General features: G+C 64.0%; 15 protein-coding genes. 3 read left to right on the top strand and 12 right to left on the bottom strand.

Features of this window, described 5'->3' with window-relative positions; translation table 11 throughout:
• The 6 genes from IAE38_RS00270 to arcD (IAE38_RS00245) form a co-directional block, all read right to left on the bottom strand.
• On the bottom strand, positions 1-1509 hold the full coding sequence (locus tag IAE38_RS00270; RefSeq protein WP_201163268.1) for a sigma-54-dependent transcriptional regulator: 1509 nt from the start codon (positions 1507-1509) through the stop codon (positions 1-3).
• 71 nt (positions 1510-1580) lie between these two features.
• Entirely contained in the window at positions 1581-1949 is a 369-nt protein-coding gene (locus IAE38_RS00265; protein ID WP_060483420.1) for a DUF5064 family protein, read from the bottom strand.
• 53 nt (positions 1950-2002) lie between these two features.
• Positions 2003-2932: a carbamate kinase gene (arcC, locus tag IAE38_RS00260; protein WP_201215207.1), complete on the bottom strand. Its 930-nt coding sequence runs from the start codon at positions 2930-2932 to the stop codon at positions 2003-2005.
• A 114-nt stretch (positions 2933-3046) separates the two neighbouring features.
• Entirely contained in the window at positions 3047-4057 is a 1011-nt protein-coding gene (locus IAE38_RS00255) for an ornithine carbamoyltransferase (protein ID WP_201213681.1), read from the bottom strand.
• A 65-nt stretch (positions 4058-4122) separates the two neighbouring features.
• Positions 4123-5376 (bottom strand): arginine deiminase, encoded by a 1254-nt coding sequence (gene arcA, locus IAE38_RS00250; protein ID WP_028631489.1) that lies wholly within the window; start codon positions 5374-5376, stop codon positions 4123-4125.
• Positions 5377-5409: 33 nt separating this feature from the next.
• Positions 5410-6837: an arginine-ornithine antiporter gene (gene arcD, locus IAE38_RS00245; RefSeq protein WP_201215205.1), complete on the bottom strand. Its 1428-nt coding sequence runs from the start codon at positions 6835-6837 to the stop codon at positions 5410-5412.
• Between the two features lie 442 nt (positions 6838-7279).
• On the opposite strand from arcD (IAE38_RS00245), the gene arcD (IAE38_RS00240) reads away from it, so the two are divergent.
• Positions 7280-8707, top strand: coding sequence for an arginine-ornithine antiporter (gene arcD / locus IAE38_RS00240; RefSeq protein WP_201215203.1), 1428 nt, complete (start codon positions 7280-7282; stop codon positions 8705-8707).
• Here arcD (IAE38_RS00240) and IAE38_RS00235 read toward each other — a convergent pair.
• The 6 genes from IAE38_RS00235 to gap all read right to left on the bottom strand — a co-directional run bounded on the left by IAE38_RS00235 (position 8687) and on the right by gap (position 15303).
• Positions 8687-9100, bottom strand: a complete 414-nt coding sequence (locus tag IAE38_RS00235; protein WP_201163263.1) for a YbaN family protein — start codon at positions 9098-9100, stop codon at positions 8687-8689. The genes arcD (IAE38_RS00240) and IAE38_RS00235 overlap by 21 nt on opposite strands.
• Positions 9101-9152: 52 nt before the next feature.
• Complete coding sequence (locus tag IAE38_RS00230; RefSeq protein WP_201215201.1) at positions 9153-9746, bottom strand: biliverdin-producing heme oxygenase; 594 nt, start codon at positions 9744-9746, stop codon at positions 9153-9155.
• 137 nt (positions 9747-9883) lie between these two features.
• On the bottom strand, positions 9884-12475 hold the full coding sequence (locus IAE38_RS00225; protein WP_201215199.1) for a TonB-dependent receptor: 2592 nt from the start codon (positions 12473-12475) through the stop codon (positions 9884-9886).
• A gap of 151 nt (positions 12476-12626) precedes the next feature.
• The gene (locus tag IAE38_RS00220) at positions 12627-13589 is read right to left on the bottom strand and encodes a FecR family protein (protein WP_201215197.1); all 963 of its coding nucleotides are present in this window, start codon (positions 13587-13589) and stop codon (positions 12627-12629) included.
• A gap of 86 nt (positions 13590-13675) precedes the next feature.
• Positions 13676-14188: an RNA polymerase sigma factor gene (locus IAE38_RS00215; RefSeq protein ID WP_028631482.1), complete on the bottom strand. Its 513-nt coding sequence runs from the start codon at positions 14186-14188 to the stop codon at positions 13676-13678.
• 113 nt (positions 14189-14301) lie between these two features.
• On the bottom strand, positions 14302-15303 hold the full coding sequence (gene gap, locus IAE38_RS00210) for a type I glyceraldehyde-3-phosphate dehydrogenase (RefSeq protein WP_028631481.1): 1002 nt from the start codon (positions 15301-15303) through the stop codon (positions 14302-14304).
• Between the two features lie 263 nt (positions 15304-15566).
• Here gap and edd point away from each other — a divergent pair, with 263 nt between their 5' ends.
• Positions 15567-17393: a phosphogluconate dehydratase gene (gene edd, locus IAE38_RS00205; RefSeq protein WP_201163258.1), complete on the top strand. Its 1827-nt coding sequence runs from the start codon at positions 15567-15569 to the stop codon at positions 17391-17393.
• Positions 17390-18349, top strand: coding sequence for a glucokinase (locus tag IAE38_RS00200; RefSeq protein WP_201215195.1), 960 nt, complete (start codon positions 17390-17392; stop codon positions 18347-18349). The genes edd and IAE38_RS00200 overlap by 4 nt, the downstream gene beginning before the upstream one ends.

The raw sequence follows: 18349 nt of genomic DNA, 5'->3' as shown, positions 1-18349 counted from the left end.
TCAGCCTTTCCCCGGAATGCCGTACTTTTTCAGGCGCTGGGCGATGGCGGTGTGGGAGGTTTGCAGGCGGGCCGCCAGTTGCCGGGTTGAAGGGTAGCTGGCGTACAGGCGTTGCAGCAGCTCGCGCTCGAAATCGCCTACCGCCTGCGCCAGGCTGGCCACGTCGCCGTCGTGGCCACGGGCGACCGAGGTGCCGGCGATATCCAGGTCGCCGATATCCACCAGGTTGCTCTCGCAGATGGCCGCAGCGCGGAATATCACGTTCTGCAGCTGGCGCACGTTGCCCGGCCATGGGTTGGCCAGCAGTGCTGAATGGGTTTCCGGGGTGAGCCGGCAGGCCGGGCGTTGGATTTGCGTGCAGGCTTGCTGCATGAAGAAGTGCGCCAGCATGATGATGTCCTGCCCCCGGTCGCGCAGCGGCGGCACCTGCAGGTTGAGCACGTTCAGGCGGTAGAACAGGTCTTCGCGGAACGTACCCTCGGCCACCATTTGCTCCAGGTCGCGGTGGGTGGCGCTGATGATGCGCACATTCACCTTCACCTCCCGGTCCCCACCCACCCTGCGGAAGCTGCCATCGCTGAGAAAACGCAGCAGCTTGGCCTGCAGGTAGGGCGACATTTCACCGATTTCATCGAGGAACACCGTGCCCTGGTTCGCCAGCTCCATCAGCCCCGGCTTACCGCCGCGCTGTGCGCCGGTAAAGGCGCCCGGGGCATAGCCGAACAGTTCGCTCTCGGCCAGGCTCTCGGGCAGCGCGGCGCAGTTCAGGGCCAGGAACGGGGCGCTGCTGCGGCTGCTGATGGCATGGCAGGCGCGCGCCACCAGCTCCTTGCCGGTGCCGGTTTCGCCATGCACCAGCAGCGGTGCGTCCAGCGCCGCTACCCGCAGGGCCCGTGCCTTGAGGGTGCGAATGGCAGGCGATTCGCCCAGCAGTGCATCGAACCCTTCGGCGTGGTCGTGGCGCAGGGCCGACAGGCGCTCGCCCATGCGTGTTGGCGGGTACAGGGTCAGCAGGCCGCCGGTGTGGGTGATCGGCATGGCATCGAGCAGCAGGCTCTGGCCGTTGAGCTGCATCTCGCGCATGGGCAGGTGGAAGTTGCTTTCCAGCAGGGTGGGCAGCAAGGCCGGGTCGCCGAACAGCTCGCCCACCGACCGCCCGGTGGACTCGCGGCCGCACAGGGCGATCAAGGCGGGGTTGGCCAGCAGCACCTTGCCCGCACGGTCTACAGCCAGCACAGGGTCGCTCATGGCCGTGAGCAGGGCATCGAGCTGCAGGTGGCGCCGTTGGCCCGGCAGGATGTCGACCACCTCTACGGCCTGTACGCCTGCTACGTCGAACAAGGCATCGTGCAGCTCTTCGAGTACCGCCGGGCTCAGGGTGGGGGCGTCGATGTAGACGTTTGGCGGCACCATCTCCACCGCATCCAGGTTGAGGTGGCGGGCACCGAGCAGGGCCAGGACTTCCTGGGTGATGCCGACACGGTCGATGAAGCTGACGTGGATACGCATTGGGGCAATCGGATATGGCCGGGGAGGGCGCTAGTATGCCTCAACATCGCCGCGCCCGTGACGGCCCCGGCCTACCCCAGGTGTTCGGGCTTGATCGGGTCGCCAGACTTCACATCCAGTTTTGCGCGGATGTCTTCGAACATCCAGTCGTAGATGCGGTGGGGCGAGGCCAGGCTTTCGAATTTCTTCGGCGCAGCCAGGTAGGCCTGGGCCCTGCGCGTCAGTTGCATGAGAAAGCTGGGCAGTACCTGGTCCTTGGGCAGGAAGAAGGCCTCATCCACCGGCTTGCCCTCGATGCTGCCGTGCATGCGGAACTGGATGCCTCGGCCCTCAGTGGGGTCGGTAGACGCCTCGTAGTCCACTTTCAGGTCATAACTGTGGTCGTTCTTGTTGAGCGCTGTGCGCTCGATGTGTACGTGACCGGGCTCGTACTTGGCCATGGGGGTCTCCTACGCAAAGGTTATGGCGGGCGCTGCACGCCCGCCGACTGCAATCAACGGTAGCTGATCCCGGGGGTTGCGGTTGAAACGCGGGTGCCGGCAGTGCCCTTGACGATGTCTTCGATGTTGGCCAGTGAACTGATCACTGCCACCTTGCCGGTATGCCGGGCGAAATCGCAGGCTGCCTGCACCTTCGGCCCCATGGACCCGGCCGCGAAGCCCAGCTTGCCCAGCTCATCGGGGTGAGCCTGGGCAATGGCCTTCTGCGTTGGCTTGCCAAAGTCAATGTACGCCGCATCCACGTCGGTGGCGATGACCAGAAGGTCTGCCTCCAGTTGCTCGGCCAGCAGCGCCGAGCACAGGTCCTTGTCGATGACGGCCTCGATGCCCTTGAGCCTGCCGTTTTCATCGTACAGGGTGGGGATGCCCCCGCCACCGGCACAAATCACGATGGTGCCTTTTTCCAGCAACCATTTGATCGGGCGGATCTCGAAGATGCGCTTGGGCGCGGGGCTGGCGACCACACGCCGATACTTGTCGCCGTCGGCCTTCACCACCCAGCCTTTTTCTGCCGCCAGCCGCTGGGCTTCGGCCTGGCTGTACACCGGGCCGATGAATTTGGTGGGGTCGTTGAAGGCAGGGTCGTCAGCGTCCACTTCCACCTGTGTCAGCAGGGTGGCAAAAGGCACCTCGGCGTCCAGCAGGTTGCCCAGTTCCTGCTCGATCATATAGCCGATCATGCCTTCGGTTTCCGCCCCCAGCACATCCAGGGGGTAGGCTTCGTCGGGTTTGTAGGCCATGCCCTGCAGGGACAGCAGCCCTACCTGCGGGCCATTGCCGTGGGCGATCACCAGCTCGTTGCCCGGGTGAATCCTGGCGATCTGTTCGGTGGCGGTACGGATGTTGGCCCGCTGGTTCTGGGCGGTCATCGGTTCACCGCGACGCAGCAGGGCGTTGCCGCCCAATGCAACCACGATTCGCATGGGAGATGTCCTTGTTAGGGAAGCTACAAGCTTCAAGCTTCAAGGAGAGGCGGGGGCGCGTAATGGGCCGCTTTTTCTTGTGGCTTGGAGCTCGAAGCTTGCAGCTGTAAGCGTTTAGAGGTCAGCCAGGGTCGATACCAGGATCGCCTTGATGGTGTGCATGCGGTTTTCGGCCTGCTCGAACGCGATGCAGGCGGGCGATTCGAACACGTCGTCGGTCACTTCGATGCCGTTGGCCAGGTCCGGGTACTGTTCGGCGATCTGCTTGCCTACCTTGGTTTCGCTGTTATGGAATGCCGGCAGGCAGTGCATGAACTTGGTCCGTGGGTTGCCGCTGGCCTTCATCAGCTCAGGGTTCACCTGGTAGGGTTTGAGCAGCTTGATGCGCTCGCCCCAGGCTTCGATCGGCTCGCCCATCGACACCCACACGTCGGTGTGGATGAAGTCCACATCCTTGACTGCAGCCTTGGCGTCTTCGGTGAGGGTAATGCGTGCGCCGCTTTCCTCGGCGTACTGCTTGCACCGCTGCACCAGGTCATCGTGGGGCCACAGGCTCTTGGGCGCGGCGATGCGCACATCCATGCCCAGCTTGGCGCCGATCAGCAGCAGGGAGTTACCCATGTTGTTGCGTGCATCACCCAGGTAGGCGTAGCTGATGTCGTGCAGCGGCTTGTCGCTGTGCTCACGCATGGTCAGCACGTCGGCGATCATCTGGGTGGGGTGGTATTCGTCGGTCAGGCCGTTGAATACGGGTACGCCCGCGAACTTGGCCAGTTCTTCGACGATTTCCTGCTTGAAGCCCCGGTACTCGATGGCGTCGTACATGCGCCCGAGTACGCGGGCAGTGTCCTTCATGCTTTCCTTGTGACCGATCTGCGACGAGTTGGGGTCGATGTAGGTGACGTTGGCGCCCTGGTCGTAGGCGGCCACCTCGAATGCGCAGCGGGTGCGGGTGGAGGTTTTTTCGAAGATCAGGGCGATGTTGTTGCCCTTGAGGTGTTGCTGTTCGGTGCCGGTGTACTTGGCCCGCTTGAGGTCACGGGACAGGTCCAGCAGGTAGCGCAGCTCGCGGGTGGTGTGGTGTTCGAGGCTGAGCAGGTTGCGGTTGCGGATGTTGAACGCCATGACGGTTCTCCTTGGAGTGCTGAACGCGCCGGCCGCCACCGGGTGGGGCGGCCGGGGTGAGGGAGTCAGTAGTCGATCGGGTCGCGCACGATCGGGCAGGTCATGCAATGGCCACCGCCGCGGCCGCGGCCCAGTTCGCCGGCGCTGATGGTGATCACCTCCACGCCGGCCTTGCGCAGCAGGGTGTTGGTGTAGGTGTTGCGGTCGTAGCCAATCACCACGCCCGGCTCCAGGGCCACCACGTTGTTGCCGTCGTCCCACTGCTCGCGCTCGGCGGCAAAACTGTTGCCGCCGGTTTCGACCACACGCAGCTTCACGCCCAGTTGCTCGCCCACCACCTCGATGAACGATTTGTGTTCGCGGCGCACGTCCATGCCATAGGGCTTGCTCTCGTCGGGGTGGATGATGAACGGCACGATCTCGCTCACCACTTCCGGGAAAACCGTGACCAGGTCGCGGTCGCAGAAGCTGAAGACCGTGTCCAGGTGCATGGCAGCGCGGGATTTTGGCAGGCCAGCCACGATCACCTTCTGCACCGCGCCCTTGGCGAACAGGCTCTGGGCCAGTTGGCCGATGGCCTGGCGCGAGGTGCGCTCACCCATGCCGATCAGCACGATGCCGTTGCCGATCGGCATCACGTCGCCGCCTTCGAGGGTGGCCTGGCCGTGCTGCTTGTCCGGGTCGCCATACCACACCTGGAAATCGGCGCCGGTGAACTGCGGGTGGAACGTGTAGATGGCGGTAGCCAACAGGGTTTCCTGGCGGCGTGCCGGCCAGTACATGGGGTTGAGCGTGACGCCACCGTAGATCCAGCACGTGGTGTCACGGGTGAACTGGGTATTGGGCAGTGGCGGCAGGATGAAGCTCGAATGGCCCAGGTAATCGTTATACATCTTGACCACTTCGGCGCCTTCGCTCTGGGGCAGGTCCTGGCCCGCCACACCGCCGATGAGGAATTCGGCCAGGTGGCGCGGCTCCAGGCCTTCGAGCCAGCTGCGCACTTCGTTGGTCAGGCCCACGCCGACGGTGTCGGGGGTGATCTTGCGGTCCAGTATCCATTTCAGCGCTTCAGGTTGCTGCACGATATCGGTCAGCAGGTTGTGCATTTCCAGCACATCCACGCCGCGTTCGCGCATCTTGGTGACGAAGTCGAAATGGTCACGCTTGGCCTGGTCCACCCAGATCACATCGTCGAACAGCAGTTCGTCACAGTTGCTGGGGGTAAGGCGTTTGTGGGCCAGCCCCGGGGCGCACACCAGCACCTTGCGCAGCTTGCCGGCTTCGGAATGCACACCGTATTTTTGTTTCTCAGCGGACATGGTTTCTATCCTCCATACGATTGAAAACGTGGGTCACAACGTGAGGAAACCGCGGTACAGGCCAAAGGCTGCCACCAGGGCGCCGATGACCACGGCCGTGAAGATGAGCTTTTCCACGCGGGTGAACACTGGCTGGCCCAGTTCCCGCTTGGCCTTGGCGAACAGGATCGCGCCAGGTGCGTAGAGCAGGGCCGAAAGCAGCAGGTATTTCACCCCGCCGGCATACAGCAGCCAGATGGCGTAGAGCAGGGCGATGCCACCGATCAGCAGGTCTTTGCGGCGCTCGCGCAGGGCCTGTTGGTAGGTTTCCCCGCGCACGGCCAGCAGTACGGCGTAGGCAGCCGACCACAGGTAGGGCACCAGGATCATCGAGGTGGCGAGGTAGATCAGGGACAGGTAGGTGCTGTTGGAGAACAGCGTGATCACCAGAAATACCTGCACCATGGCGTTGGTCAGCCACAGGGCGTTGGCGGGTACCTGGTTGGCATTCTCGCGGCGCAGGAACGCCGGCATGGTGTGGTCCTTGGCGGCAGCGAACATGATCTCGGCGCACAGCAGCACCCACGACAGCAGCGCCCCCAGCAGCGAGATGATCAGCCCGACGCTGATCAGCACCGCGCCCCAGTGGCCAACCACATGCTCCAGCACGGCCGCCATCGACGGGTTCTGCAGGCCGGCCAGTTCGGGTTGGGTCATGATGCCCAGCGACAGCACGTTCACCAGCACCAGGAACAGCAGCACGGTAATGAAGCCGATCACCGTGGCCTTGCCCACATCAGCGCGCCTGGCTGCGCGGGACGAGAAGATGCTGGCGCCCTCGATGCCGATGAACACCCACACGGTCACCAGCATCATGTTGCGCACCTGGTTCATCACGCTGCCCAGCTCGGGCGTGCCAGCCCCCCAGATGTCGGCGGTGAACACATCCAGCTTGAATGCGAACAGGCAGATGAGTGCGAACAGCACCAGTGGGACGACCTTGGCTACGGTGGTGACCAGGTTGATGAACGCGGCTTCCTTGATGCCGCGCAGCACCAGAAAATGCACCGCCCACAGCAGTACCGAGGCGCCGATGATGGCGGCAGGTGTGTTGCCTTCGCCGAAGAGCGGGAAGAAGTACCCCAGGGTGCTGAACAGCAGCACGAAGTAGCCGACGTTGCCCAGCCAGGCGCTGATCCAGTAGCCCCAGGCCGAGGAAAAGCCCATGTAGTCGCCAAACCCGGCCTTGGCGTAGGCGTACACCCCGCCGTCGAGGTCAGGCTTGCGGTTGGCCAGGGTCTGGAACACGAACGCCAGGGTCAGCATGCCCACGGCGGTAATGGCCCAGCCGATCAGGACGGCGCCAACGCCTGCGCTGGCGGCCATGTTCTGCGGCAGTGAAAAGATGCCGCCACCAATCATGGAGCCGACCACAAGTGCAACTAATGCACCGAGTTTAAGTTTTCCGGAAACATCAGACATTTAACAACTCCTGCCAGGAGAAAGTTGACATCAGATTAAATCCGACGCCGTGGCCATGCCCTGATGTGGATCAGTGCACGGCAGTGTGAAGTCGCAAAAAACTTCACGGGGCTCCTGGAGAGTGCCGACTGCTTCGGCTGCAGGCCTTATGTGCTGGCACCTCCATGTCATTCCAGAGCAGTGGCTCTTGATGGCCTGCGAGGGTTGAAACTAGACGGTTTTGCCGTGATCGCAAATTTTTTGCTGAAATTAAAAGTTTTAACGGTTTAGTGTGAAGGGGTTGGCAACCGCGAGGTTTTTACAAGCGCGTTGCATAGACAATTGAGTTATGAATGGGGTGGGTTGGCGACGTGGGAGGCGCTATACATGCAATGGATTACATGAACATCAATTGGGTTACATGTGTATGACGACAGTTCAGCGATAGGGTGTGGCTTGAAGCATGGGCGAAAACACGCAGAAACTTCCGCTGGGTGCGCTGATCGCGTTGGTGGTGGGCTCCATGATTGGGGGCGGCATCTTTTCATTGCCGCAGAACATGGCAGCGCGTGCCGGTGCCGGCGCGGTGCTGATCGGCTGGGCGATCACTGCGGTGGGTATGCTGGCGCTGGCATTCGTGTTCCAGACCCTGGCCAACCGCAAGCCTGAGCTCGACTCGGGGGTTTATGCCTATGCCAAGGCCGGGTTTGGCGAGTACATGGGCTTTTCGTCGGCCTGGGGGTACTGGATCAGTGCCTGGCTGGGCAATGTCGGCTACTTCGTGCTGTTGTTCAGCACCTTGGGCTTTTACTTCCCGGTGTTCGGCGAAGGCAATACGCCTGCTGCCATCGGCGGCGCGTCGGTGCTGCTGTGGGCCGTGCATTTTCTGGTGATGCGCGGCATCAAGGAAGCCGCGTTCATCAACCTGGTCACCACCGTGACCAAGGTGGTGCCGCTGGTGCTGTTCGTGGTGATCGCGGCCTGCGCGTTTCGCGCCGATATCTTTACCCGGGATATCTGGGGCCAGGGCAGCCCACAGCTGGGCAGTGTGCTGGAGCAGGTGCGCAACATGATGCTGGTGACGGTATTTGTGTTTATCGGCATCGAGGGGGCCAGTGTCTATTCCGGGCGAGCCCAGCGCCGGGCGGACGTGGGCAAGGCCACGGTGGTCGGCTTTGTCGGTGTGCTGGCGTTGTTGGTGCTGGTCAACGTGCTGTCGCTGGGCATCATGGCCCAACCGGAGCTGGCCGGGCTGCAGAACCCCTCGCTGGCCGCGGTACTGGCGCATGTCGTCGGGCCGTGGGGTGCGTTGCTGATCAGCCTTGGCCTGGCGGTTTCGCTGTTGGGTGCCTTGCTGTCGTGGGCGCTGTTGTGCGCCGAGATCCTCTATGCCACGGCTCGGGATCACACCATGCCGCGCTTTCTCGCCAGGGCGAACAACAACCAGGTGCCGGTCAATGCCTTGTGGCTGACCAACAGCATGATCCAGGGGTTCCTGCTGATTACGCTGGTGTCTGCTGGCACTTATACCAGCCTCATCTACCTGGCATCGTCGATGATTCTGGTGCCTTACCTGTGGTCAGCTGCCTACGCGGTGTTGCTGGCCATACGCGCAGAGACTTACGCAGGGCAGGCCGCTGTGCGCCGCAAGGACCTGGCGGTGGCGCTGGTGGCTTTGCTGTATGCCCTGTGGCTGCTGTACGCCGGTGGCCTGAAGTACCTGCTGTTGTCGGCGTTGCTGTATGCGCCTGGTGTCATCCTGTTTGCCAAGGCCCGGCACGAACGTGGGCTGGCGCTGTTCAGCCCGTGGGAAAAGCTGATATTCGCAGCCGTGCTGGCAGGCGCAGGCCTTGCGGCCTACGCGCTGTATTCAGGGCTGCTGAGCCTGTGACGGGGCCGGGCAGGTGTGTTCTGGCCGGGACCAGATCCAAAGGTTGCCCAGGGTCATGCCGGCGATGGCCAGGAACACGGGCCAGTGATGCTCGAGAAACACCAGCATCAACCCTGCACACAGCAACATGCTGACCGTGGCGCTGACCTTGGCCCGCCGCTTGATCACCTTGCCGTTACGCCAGTTGTAGAGGATGGGGCCGAACAAGCGGTGGTTTTCCAGCCAGGCTGACAGGCGCGGCGAGCTGCGCGTCGCCGCCCAGGCCGACAACAGGATGAATTCGGTGGTCGGCAGGCCAGGAATGACGATGGCGACCAAGCCCACCCCAAGGCTTACGTAAGCCAGGATTCCATACAGCAGGCGGGCGAGTTTCGAGCGGGCAGGTTGGGTCATGGTCTCACTGCAAAAACGGTTCGGCCACCGGTCAGGTGCCAGGTACAGCGTATCAGACCAACTGGGCGTCCACGGCGTAGGCGTGTTTCAGCAGTTCGGTGAAACGCGCAAAGGCAGCCACTGCGCCGCGCTCTGCCGCCGCATCTTCCTCGGCCGTAAGGTCCAGGCCATCAAGAATGCGGGTGAACTGCTTCCAGCCCTCGGCCCGTCCGCCTTGCGGCTCGCCCAGGTGGCGGGCGCCGAAGCTGTCGGAGAGGCCCAGCGCAGCGGCGCGCTTGATCAGAAACGCAGCCCCCAGTTTGGAGCCTTCGGAGACGAAGATCCAGCCCATCGCTTCACCCAGGCTGGGGGCCTGCAGGGGACCACGCAGGGCGGCGGGTGCTTGCGTGCCCAGGTCGGCCAGGTCCAGCAGTGCCTGCTGGGCGCGGCAGCGCTGGGCGAGGTCGGGGACAATGGCGACCAGGTCGGGGTCGTTGTACAAGGGCTGCAGTTCGGCCTGGAACAGGTACTGGGCAACGACGAAGCGGGCAAAGCTTTCGCGGCTGTCGAAGGGGGCGTGGGCCTTGACCAGGGCATCCAGCTCGGCGTGCGGGGCGTGGGTGACCTGGTTCAGGCGCTGGGAGCGCAGGGCTGGGCGGTCGGGCATGGGGCAATCCTTGGATGAGGGGTGTTTGAATACAAGACGAAGCAGTGGGGGCGGGTGCGTAAAAAAAGTGATGACCGGCTGGTGGGGCGCCGCGTGGGCGGCGCATCGCGAGCAACGCTCGCGCCACCGAGGGCCTGTCAGATATCCCAGACGACGTTGATGCCAAAATTGCGGCCCGGCATGCTCAGGCGGTCGATGTTGGCGGGCTGGGTCACTGCTGCTTCACCCTGGCCGTCATAGCTGCGCACCGAGTCCCACTGCCAGTATTTTTTGTCGGTGAGGTTGTACAGGCCCGCGTTGATGGTGACGTCGTCGGTCACCTTGTAGTACCCGGTCAAATCCAGCACGCCGTAGCCGGGGGTGCGGAACTTCGATGCCGAGCCATCGGGGGCGTAGTAGGTGCTGTCGTCGACGCGGGTCTTGCGCTTGACCAGCGTCCAGCTCAGCAGGCCACCGTAGTGCTGTTGGTCATAGCCCAGGCCGAACACGCCCTTGAGCGGGTTGACAGTGTTCAGCGGCTGGCCGCTGTCATCGTTGCGGCCGTAGGTGTAGGCCAGCGAGCCCTGCGCATACAGGCCTGGCGCAGCGCCAAGCTGATCGAGGTTCAGGCGGCCCTTGACCTCGGCGCCCTTGATGGTGGCGTGCTTGATGTTGTTGGCCTGGAAGGTCTGCTCCAGGTTGCTGCTCTGCACGGCGTCTTCGTCGATGAAGTCGCGGTACTTGTTGTAGAACACCGCCACATCGAAGTGGCCAGCATCGAAATTGCCACGCAGCCCGGTTTCGAAGCTCTTGCTCTTTTCTGGTTCCAGGTTTGGGTTGCCCTCAACCCGGTAACCCTGGTCCAGGTTCTGGAAGCGCCCGTACATGGCCTTGGCGGTTGGCGTACGGAAGCCCTCAGCGTACTGGCCATAGGCGGTGTAGTGGTCGTCGAATGCGTAGGTCAGGCCGAACTTGGGCGAAACCCGGTGCCAGTTGCGGGCAGAATCGTTCTGGGAGGTAGGCGCCGTACCGGTGGCTTCCAACCCGCGCAGAAAGCGTTCGGTGAAGCGCGGCTCCATGCGGGTGTAGTCGTAGCGGGCACCGGGCAGGAAGGTCCAGTTGTGCCAGCGGATTTCATCCTGCACGAACAGGCTGTAGGTGTTCACGGTCGGGTCCGGGAAATCGCTGACCAGCGCCTGGCCATCGCGGGCACTGTCCTGGCCGATACCACGGCAGGTGCCGCCGATGTTCACGCAGGTGCCAGTGCCGCTGCGTGACCCGGTGATCTTCTCGTGCTTGAGGGTCGTGCCGTAGGTGAGCAGGTGGTCGGTTTGGCCCAGGCTGAAGGCTTTGTCCAGCTGGGCGTCGAATACCCATTGGCGGTCCTTGTAGGTGGTCTGCCGGTCGCGCAGCACCTGCCGCCCGGAGGCCACGTACAACTCGTCGGTGCGTTGGTCGGTCTTGGCGATCTGGTAGTTGAGGCTCCACTTGACCTGGTCGGCGAGCACGCTGTCGAGCGCGAACTGGTGGTTGATGCCAAAGCGCTCGCGGGTGATGGTGTCGTTGCCGGTGCGCATGCGGTAGGAATTCATGGCGCCAAAGCCGGGAATGAACGGGCCGCCCACTGCACTCAGAATGTTCTGGTCACGGTCGTCCTTGTAGCGTTCGTAGGTCAGGCCCAGCCGTGCGTCATCCGCCAGGTTCCAGCCTACCTTCGCCAGCACGTTGGTGGTGCGCGCGTCCATGGGGTTGGCTTCGGTGCGCGACAGGCCGGTGCCGCCATGCTTGCCGTAGCTCTCGGTTTCGTGGCCGTTGCGCTGGCTCAGGTGCAGCAGGGCATCCACGTCACCCTGGCGCCCAGCGACGGTGGCGGAGGTCAGCCAGCTTTCGTCTGCCGAGCTGTAGCCGGCTTTCAGGCGTGCGCCGGCGTCCTGGCCGGGCTTGATGATGTCTTCCGGGTCCAGCGTGAAGTAGCTCACGGCACCGCCGATGGCATTGCTGCCGTACAGCACCGACGCAGGCCCACGCAGGATCTCCACGCGCTTGACGATTTCCGGGTCTACGTAATTGCGCTGGGTTTGCGCGTATGGGCCGTAGAAGAAGCTGTCCGGGATCGACACCCCGTCGATCTGGGTGAGGATTCGCTCACCATCGATGCCGCGGATGTTGAAACCGTTGAGGCCGCTGCGCTGCCCGGTGCCGGCTACCGAGACACCGGGTTCGTAGCGCACCAGGTCCTGGATGCTGTTGACGTTGTTGCGGTCCAGTTGCTCGCGGGTATGCACGCTGACCGTACTGGGCACCTGGGCCACGTCCTGGGCGCTGCGGGTAGCACTGACGGTCATCTGCTGCAGGGCGACCACGCTGCCACCGGCCTTGCTTTCAAGTACCACGTTACCGTTGCTGATCTTGCGATACGCCAGGCCCGTGCCCCGCAGCAGGCGCTCCAGTGCTGCTTCTGGTGTCAGGGAGCCTTGCACCCCTGGGGAGGCGACGCCGTTGGCCAGCTGGGCGTTGAAACCCACCTGCCAACCGGTGACCTGGCTGAACGTGTTGATCGCCGATACCAGGGGTTGCTGGTGGATGCTGAAGCGGTAGTCGCCCATGCGCGTGGTGCTGGCGCTGGCAGCGGGCTGGTCCGCCCAGGCCGGCAGGCTGCAGGCCCCGCAGGCGAGCAGCGCCAGGGTCAGCAGGGACAGACGTCCCGAACGGTGAGGGCGGGTGGACGGGCAATGGGTACCTGTGGACATCGAAAGCGCTCCCTGACGCGCGGTCTGTAATAGGTGATGGCTGCTCTTGTTTTGAACAAGAATCAGTTGCATTGGCTATGACGAGACGGACGAGCCCTTCAGAGTGCGTAAAAATAATTCGCGCACGGCGCCTGCTGCGGGTGGAAAGTGGTCAGTTCAGGATGACCAGCGCGGGGTATTCATGCAGCTGTGCGGAGGTGATGTGTGCCAGCGCGCGCAGGGTTTCCAGCGGCTGGTCCAGGCGATAGTTGCCGGTGACCGCAACGTCTTCAAGGCGCGCGTTGCGGTTGATGATCCAGCCTGGGTAATAGCGGCGCACTTCGGCCAGTACCTGGCTGAGTGGGCAGTTCTCGAATACCAGGCGGCCGTCGACCCAGGCCAGGTCCTTGCGCATGTCCAGGCGCTGGGGTGTACCAAAGCCCTGGGGGCCCACGCTGATGCTGTCGCCCGCGCGCAGGCGGATGCGCTGATCACGTTCGCCCTGCAGGTCGACATCGCCGCGCTGCACCCTGACCAGTGCCTCACCACCCAGGTAGCGCACGGCAAAATCGGTGTCGCGGGCCTGTGCGCGCAACGGCCCCGCCTGCACTTCGAGCGGCTGCGGCGCGCCCTCGGGTACCTGAAAGTAGGCTTCGCCCTGCAGCAGGCGGGCAACTTCGCGCCCGCCCTTGCGGTCACTGGCAAAGGCCGAGTTGGTGTTCAGCAGCACCTTGGCCCCACCCTGCAACTCCACACGCTGGCGTTCACCTACCACAGTGAGGTGATCGGCCTGCAGGCGCACGGGCAGGTTGCCGAACGTGAACAGCCCGGCCACCAGCAAGGCTGCCGTGGCCAGGGGTTTCCAGTGGCTGCGTACGCGGCCACGCCAAGTGCGGCGCTGTTGCCGGTGCAGCCGGGTAGCGGCCTGGTGCACCGCTGCGCCGTTCCACAAGGCTTCTGCTGCAATGTAGGCCTCTGCGTTTTCCGGCGCGGCGCTTAGCCAGGCCTCGAACGCCTGGGTGTCGGCGGCGTCGGCGCACTGCAGGCGCACCAGCCAGTCCAGCGCCTCGTCCTGGGCACGTGCACGGGGGCTGGGCCCGGCAGGTGACGGGCGAGGGGCGGGGTGGTCTGTCACGGTGAGTCCTTGCGTGGTTGATTCCGGATGATCAGGGCTCCGGCACGGCGTGGCAAGTGGCTGGGTTTGCTAAAGGCCCGTAACGCTCATTCGAGCCGCTCGGCCACTCCCAAGCAGATCGCCATGATCAGTTTCAGTTCCTTTTGCACCGTACTGGACGACACCCCCAACTGCTCGGCAATTTCCAGGTAGGTGGCGCCGTGCAGGCGGTTGAGGATGAAGATGCGCTGCTGGCGCTGGCTCAGCTGGTTCAGGCTGACGCTCAAGTGCTTGAGCAACTGTTCGGCGTGGGCGGCATCTTCGCTGCTGCTGGCCGGGGCGGCCACGTTGTGCAGCACGGCTTCTGGCACATCGTCCACCAGCATGCGTGCCTGCACCCGGCGAGCCCGCAGGTGGTCCAGTGCCAGGTTGCGGGCCGTCTGGAACACGAAGGGCTCGATGTGCTCGATGGGCCGCTCACCCAGCGCGCGGGCCACGCGCAGGTAGGTTTCCTGCAGCAGGTCTTCGGCGGTGCTGCGGTTACCGACCATGCGCTGCAAGGTGCGCAGCAGGGAGAGGCGCTGAACGAGAAAGACGGAGTTGAACCGGGACTGACTCACGGGGAAACCTGGCCGACGAAGGGTTAATGATAATGCTTATCATCACCTTCGGAGGTCAAGCGGGTAAATGTCATGGAAAGGTAAACGCCGTGCCCGCAGACACGGCGCGGCACCTAGCGCGCCTGGCAAAGGGCCAGGCAGTTGTCCAGCATGCGGTTGGAGAAGCCCCACTCGTTGTCATACCAGGCCAGCACCTTGAGCATGCGCCCATTGGCCCGGGTGTGGTTGGCATCGAAGATGGAAGACAGCGGGTTGTGGTTGAAGTCGCAGGACACCAACGGCAGGGCGTTGTAGCCCAGTACCCTGGAATGTTGGCTGGCTTCGAGGAACAGCTGGTTGACCTGCTCGGCAGTGGCTTCGCGCTTGAGGTTGACGGTGAGGTCCACCAGCGACACGTTGATCACCGGCACCCGCACGGCCATGCCGGTCAGCTTGCCTGCCAGTTCCGGCAGCACCAGGCCCACTGCCTCGGCAGCGCCGGTTTTGCTCGGGATCATCGACTGGGTGGCGGAGCGGGCGCGGTAGGGGTCGCTGTGGTACATGTCCGTCAGCACCTGGTCATTGGTGTAGGCGTGGATGGTTGTCATCAGGCCCTGCTCGATACCGAACTCGCGGTGCAGCACCTGGGCGATCGGCGCCAGGCAGTTGGTGGTGCACGATGCGTTGGAGATGACTTGGTGCGAGGCGCGCAGCACGTCGTGGTTGACCCCGTACACCACGGTGGCATCCGCGCCCTTGGAGGGGGCCGACACAATCACTTTGCCAGCCCCTGCCGCCAGGTGTGCAGCGGCCTTGGCGCGGTCGGTGAACAGCCCGGTGCACTCGAAGACCACGTCGACGGCTTCGGCCTTCCAGGGCAGTTCGGCAGGGTTGCGGATGGCGCTGACTGCAATGCGGTCACCGTTGACCGTAAGGCTTTCGTGGTCGGCTTCGACCGTGGCGTCGAAGGTGCCGTGCACGCTGTCGTATTTGAGCAGGTGGGCGTTCATGGTGCTGTCGCCCAGGTCGTTGATGGCGACCACCTGCAGGTCCTGGCGGTAGCCCTGGGTGTAGAGTGCGCGCAGGACGTTGCGCCCGATGCGGCCGAATCCGTTGATGGCGATGCGAAGGGTCATGGCGATACCTCTGGCAGTCCGAGTGAAACCTGTGGCACAAAGATGCTTCACTGAAACGGTTTTGTTGTTGGAATTACAAGATTATTCACTTGCAGATAGAAAACAAGCCTTTTTAGTGGCAGTATTTTGTTTAAACCTACAACGAGTGGTTTGGCCCTTGGCCTTGCCGATGCCGCGCGACGCTCTACCATGAGCCTAGGCTGCAATCGGCGGGGCGCCGGCGCCTGGTAAACCGCCCTTACAATTAGCCTGGAGTCCAGTACATGCATCCGCGCATCCTTGAGGTCACCCAACGGCTGGTCGAGCGTAGCCGCGCCACCCGCGAACGCTACCTGCAGCTGATTCGTGGCGCCGCCAGCGAGGGCCCGATGCGTGCCAGCCTGCAGTGCGCCAACTTCGCCCACGGGGTGGCCGGGTGCGGCACTGAAGACAAACAGACCCTGCGCCTGATGAATGCAGCCAACGTGGCCATCGTTTCGGCCTACAACGACATGCTCTCGGCCCACCAGCCGTACCTGCACTTCCCCGAGCAGATCAAGCAGGCCCTGCGCGAGGTGGGTTCGGTCGGCCAGTTTGCAGGTGGCGTGCCGGCCATGTGCGACGGCGTCACCCAGGGCGAGCCTGGCATGGAACTGGCCATCGCCAGCCGTGAAGTGATAGCCATGTCCACCGCCGTGGCCCTGTCGCACAACATGTTCGACGCGGCGCTCATGCTGGGTATCTGCGACAAGATCGTGCCGGGGCTGATGATGGGCGCCCTGCGCTTCGGCCACCTGCCCACCGTGTTCGTGCCGGGCGGGCCCATGGTGTCGGGCATTTCCAACAAGCAGAAGGCCGACGTGCGCCAGCGCTACGCCGAGGGCAAGGCCAGCCGTGAGGAACTGCTGGAGTCGGAGATGAAGTCCTATCACAGCCCCGGCACCTGCACCTTCTACGGCACCGCCAATACCAACCAGCTGGTGATGGAAGTGATGGGCCTGCACCTGCCGGGTGCGTCGTTCGTGAACCCCTATACGCCGCTGCGTGACGCGCTCACCGCCGAGGCGGCTCAGCAGGTCACCCGCATGACCAAGGCCAGCGGCAACTTCATGCCGCTGGGCGAAATCGTCGACGAGAAGGCCTTGGTGAACTCCATCGTGGCCCTGCATGCCACCGGGGGCTCCACCAACCACACCTTGCATATTCCCGCCATCGCCCAGGCCGCTGGCATACAGCTCACCTGGCAGGACATGGCCGACTTGTCCGACGTGGTGCCGACGCTGTCCCACGTCTACCCCAACGGCAAGGCCGACATCAACCACTTCCAGGCCGCAGGGGGCATGGCATTCCTGATCCGCGAACTGCTCGATGCCGGCTTGCTGCACGAAGACGTCAACACGGTGGCGGGTCATGGCTTGCGCCGCTACACCCAGGAACCCTTCCTCGACAACGGCAAGTTGGTATGGCGCGAAGGCCCGCAGCAAAGCCTGGACGAAAGCATCCTGCGCCCGGTGGCCCGGCCATTCTCGGCCGAAGGCGGCCTGCGGGTGATGGAGGGCAACCTGGGCCGCGGGGTGATGAAAGTGTCCGCCGTGGCCCCTGAACACCGCGTGGTCGAGGCGCCAGCGCGAATCTTCCACGATCAGCAATCGCTGGCCGATGCCTTCAAGGCCGGCGAGCTGGAGTGCGATTTCGTTGCCGTGGTGCGCTTCCAGGGCCCACGCTGCAACGGCATGCCCGAGCTGCACAAGCTCACGCCGTTCCTGGGCGTGCTGCAGGACCGCGGCTACAAGGTGGCACTGGTGACCGACGGGCGCATGTCGGGTGCTTCAGGCAAGATCCCGGCCGCCATCCATGTGTGCCCCGAGGCATACGACGGCGGGCCGCTGGCACGGGTGCGCGAGGGTGATAGGGTGCGTGTCGATGGCGCTGAAGGTACGCTACAGGTCATGGTGCCGGCCGATGTGCTGGCCAGCCGCGACCTGCCGCCGGCCCCGCAAGGCAACGACCTGGGGTGCGGGCGTGAGCTGTTCGGCTTCATGCGCATGGCGTTCAGCCCGGCAGAGCAGGGCGCCAGCGCCTTTACCTCTGCCCTGGAGAACCTGAAATGAAGGACCTGCTGGTCGGCGACATCGGCGGCACTAATGCCCGTTTTGCGTTGTGGCGTGACAACCAGTTGCACGAGGTGCGGGTCTTCGCCACAGAGGACTACACCAGCCCGGAGCAGGCCATTGAAACCTACCTGGAAGGCCTGGGTATTCCGCGCGGCGGGCTTGCTGCTGCCTGCCTGGCGGTGGCCGGCCCGGTGAATGGCGACGAATTCCGTTTCACCAACAACCACTGGCGCCTGAGCCGCAGCGCGTTCTGCCAACGGCTGCAGGTTGGCCAACTGCTGCTGATCAACGACTTCACCGCCATGGCCCTGGGCATGACCCGGCTACGCGACGGCGAGTTTCGCGAGGTGTGCGCGGGCCAGGCAGACCCGTCCCGGCCAGCGCTGGTGATCGGCCCTGGCACGGGCCTGGGCGTGGGTTCGCTGCTGCGCCTGGGCGAGCGGCGCTGGCATGCCTTGCCAGGGGAGGGAGGCCATGTCGACCTGCCGGTGGGCAACGCCCGGGAAGCGGCGATTCACCAGCATATCCACGGGCAGATTGGCCATGTCAGCGCCGAAACCGTGCTCAGTGGTGGTGGCCTGGTGCGCCTGTACCAGGCCATGTGCGCGCTGGATGGCGACACGCCCAAACATCAGACCCCCGCGCACATTACCGATGCCGCATTGGGCGGCGAGCCGCGGGCACGGGCGGTGGTCGAGCAGTTCTGCCGCTTTCTGGGCCGCGTTGCCGGCAACAACGTGCTTACCCTGGGCGCCCGTGGCGGTGTGTACATCGTCGGCGGCGTGGTGCCGCGCTTTGCCGAGCTGTTCGTGCACAGCGGGTTTGCGGCCAGCTTCGCTGACAAGGGCTGCATGAGCGGGTACTTCCCCGGCATTCCGGTGTGGCTGGTGACGGCGGAGTTTTCCGGGTTGCTGGGGGCCGGGGTGAACCTGCAGCAGGCGCTGGACCACTGA

Source organism: Pseudomonas sp. S32 (assembly GCF_016648095.1).
Classification (GTDB): Bacteria; Pseudomonadota; Gammaproteobacteria; order Pseudomonadales; family Pseudomonadaceae; genus Aquipseudomonas; species Aquipseudomonas parafulva.
Note: the sequence above shows the minus strand (reverse complement) of the source record. Positions and strands in the feature narration are given on the sequence as shown.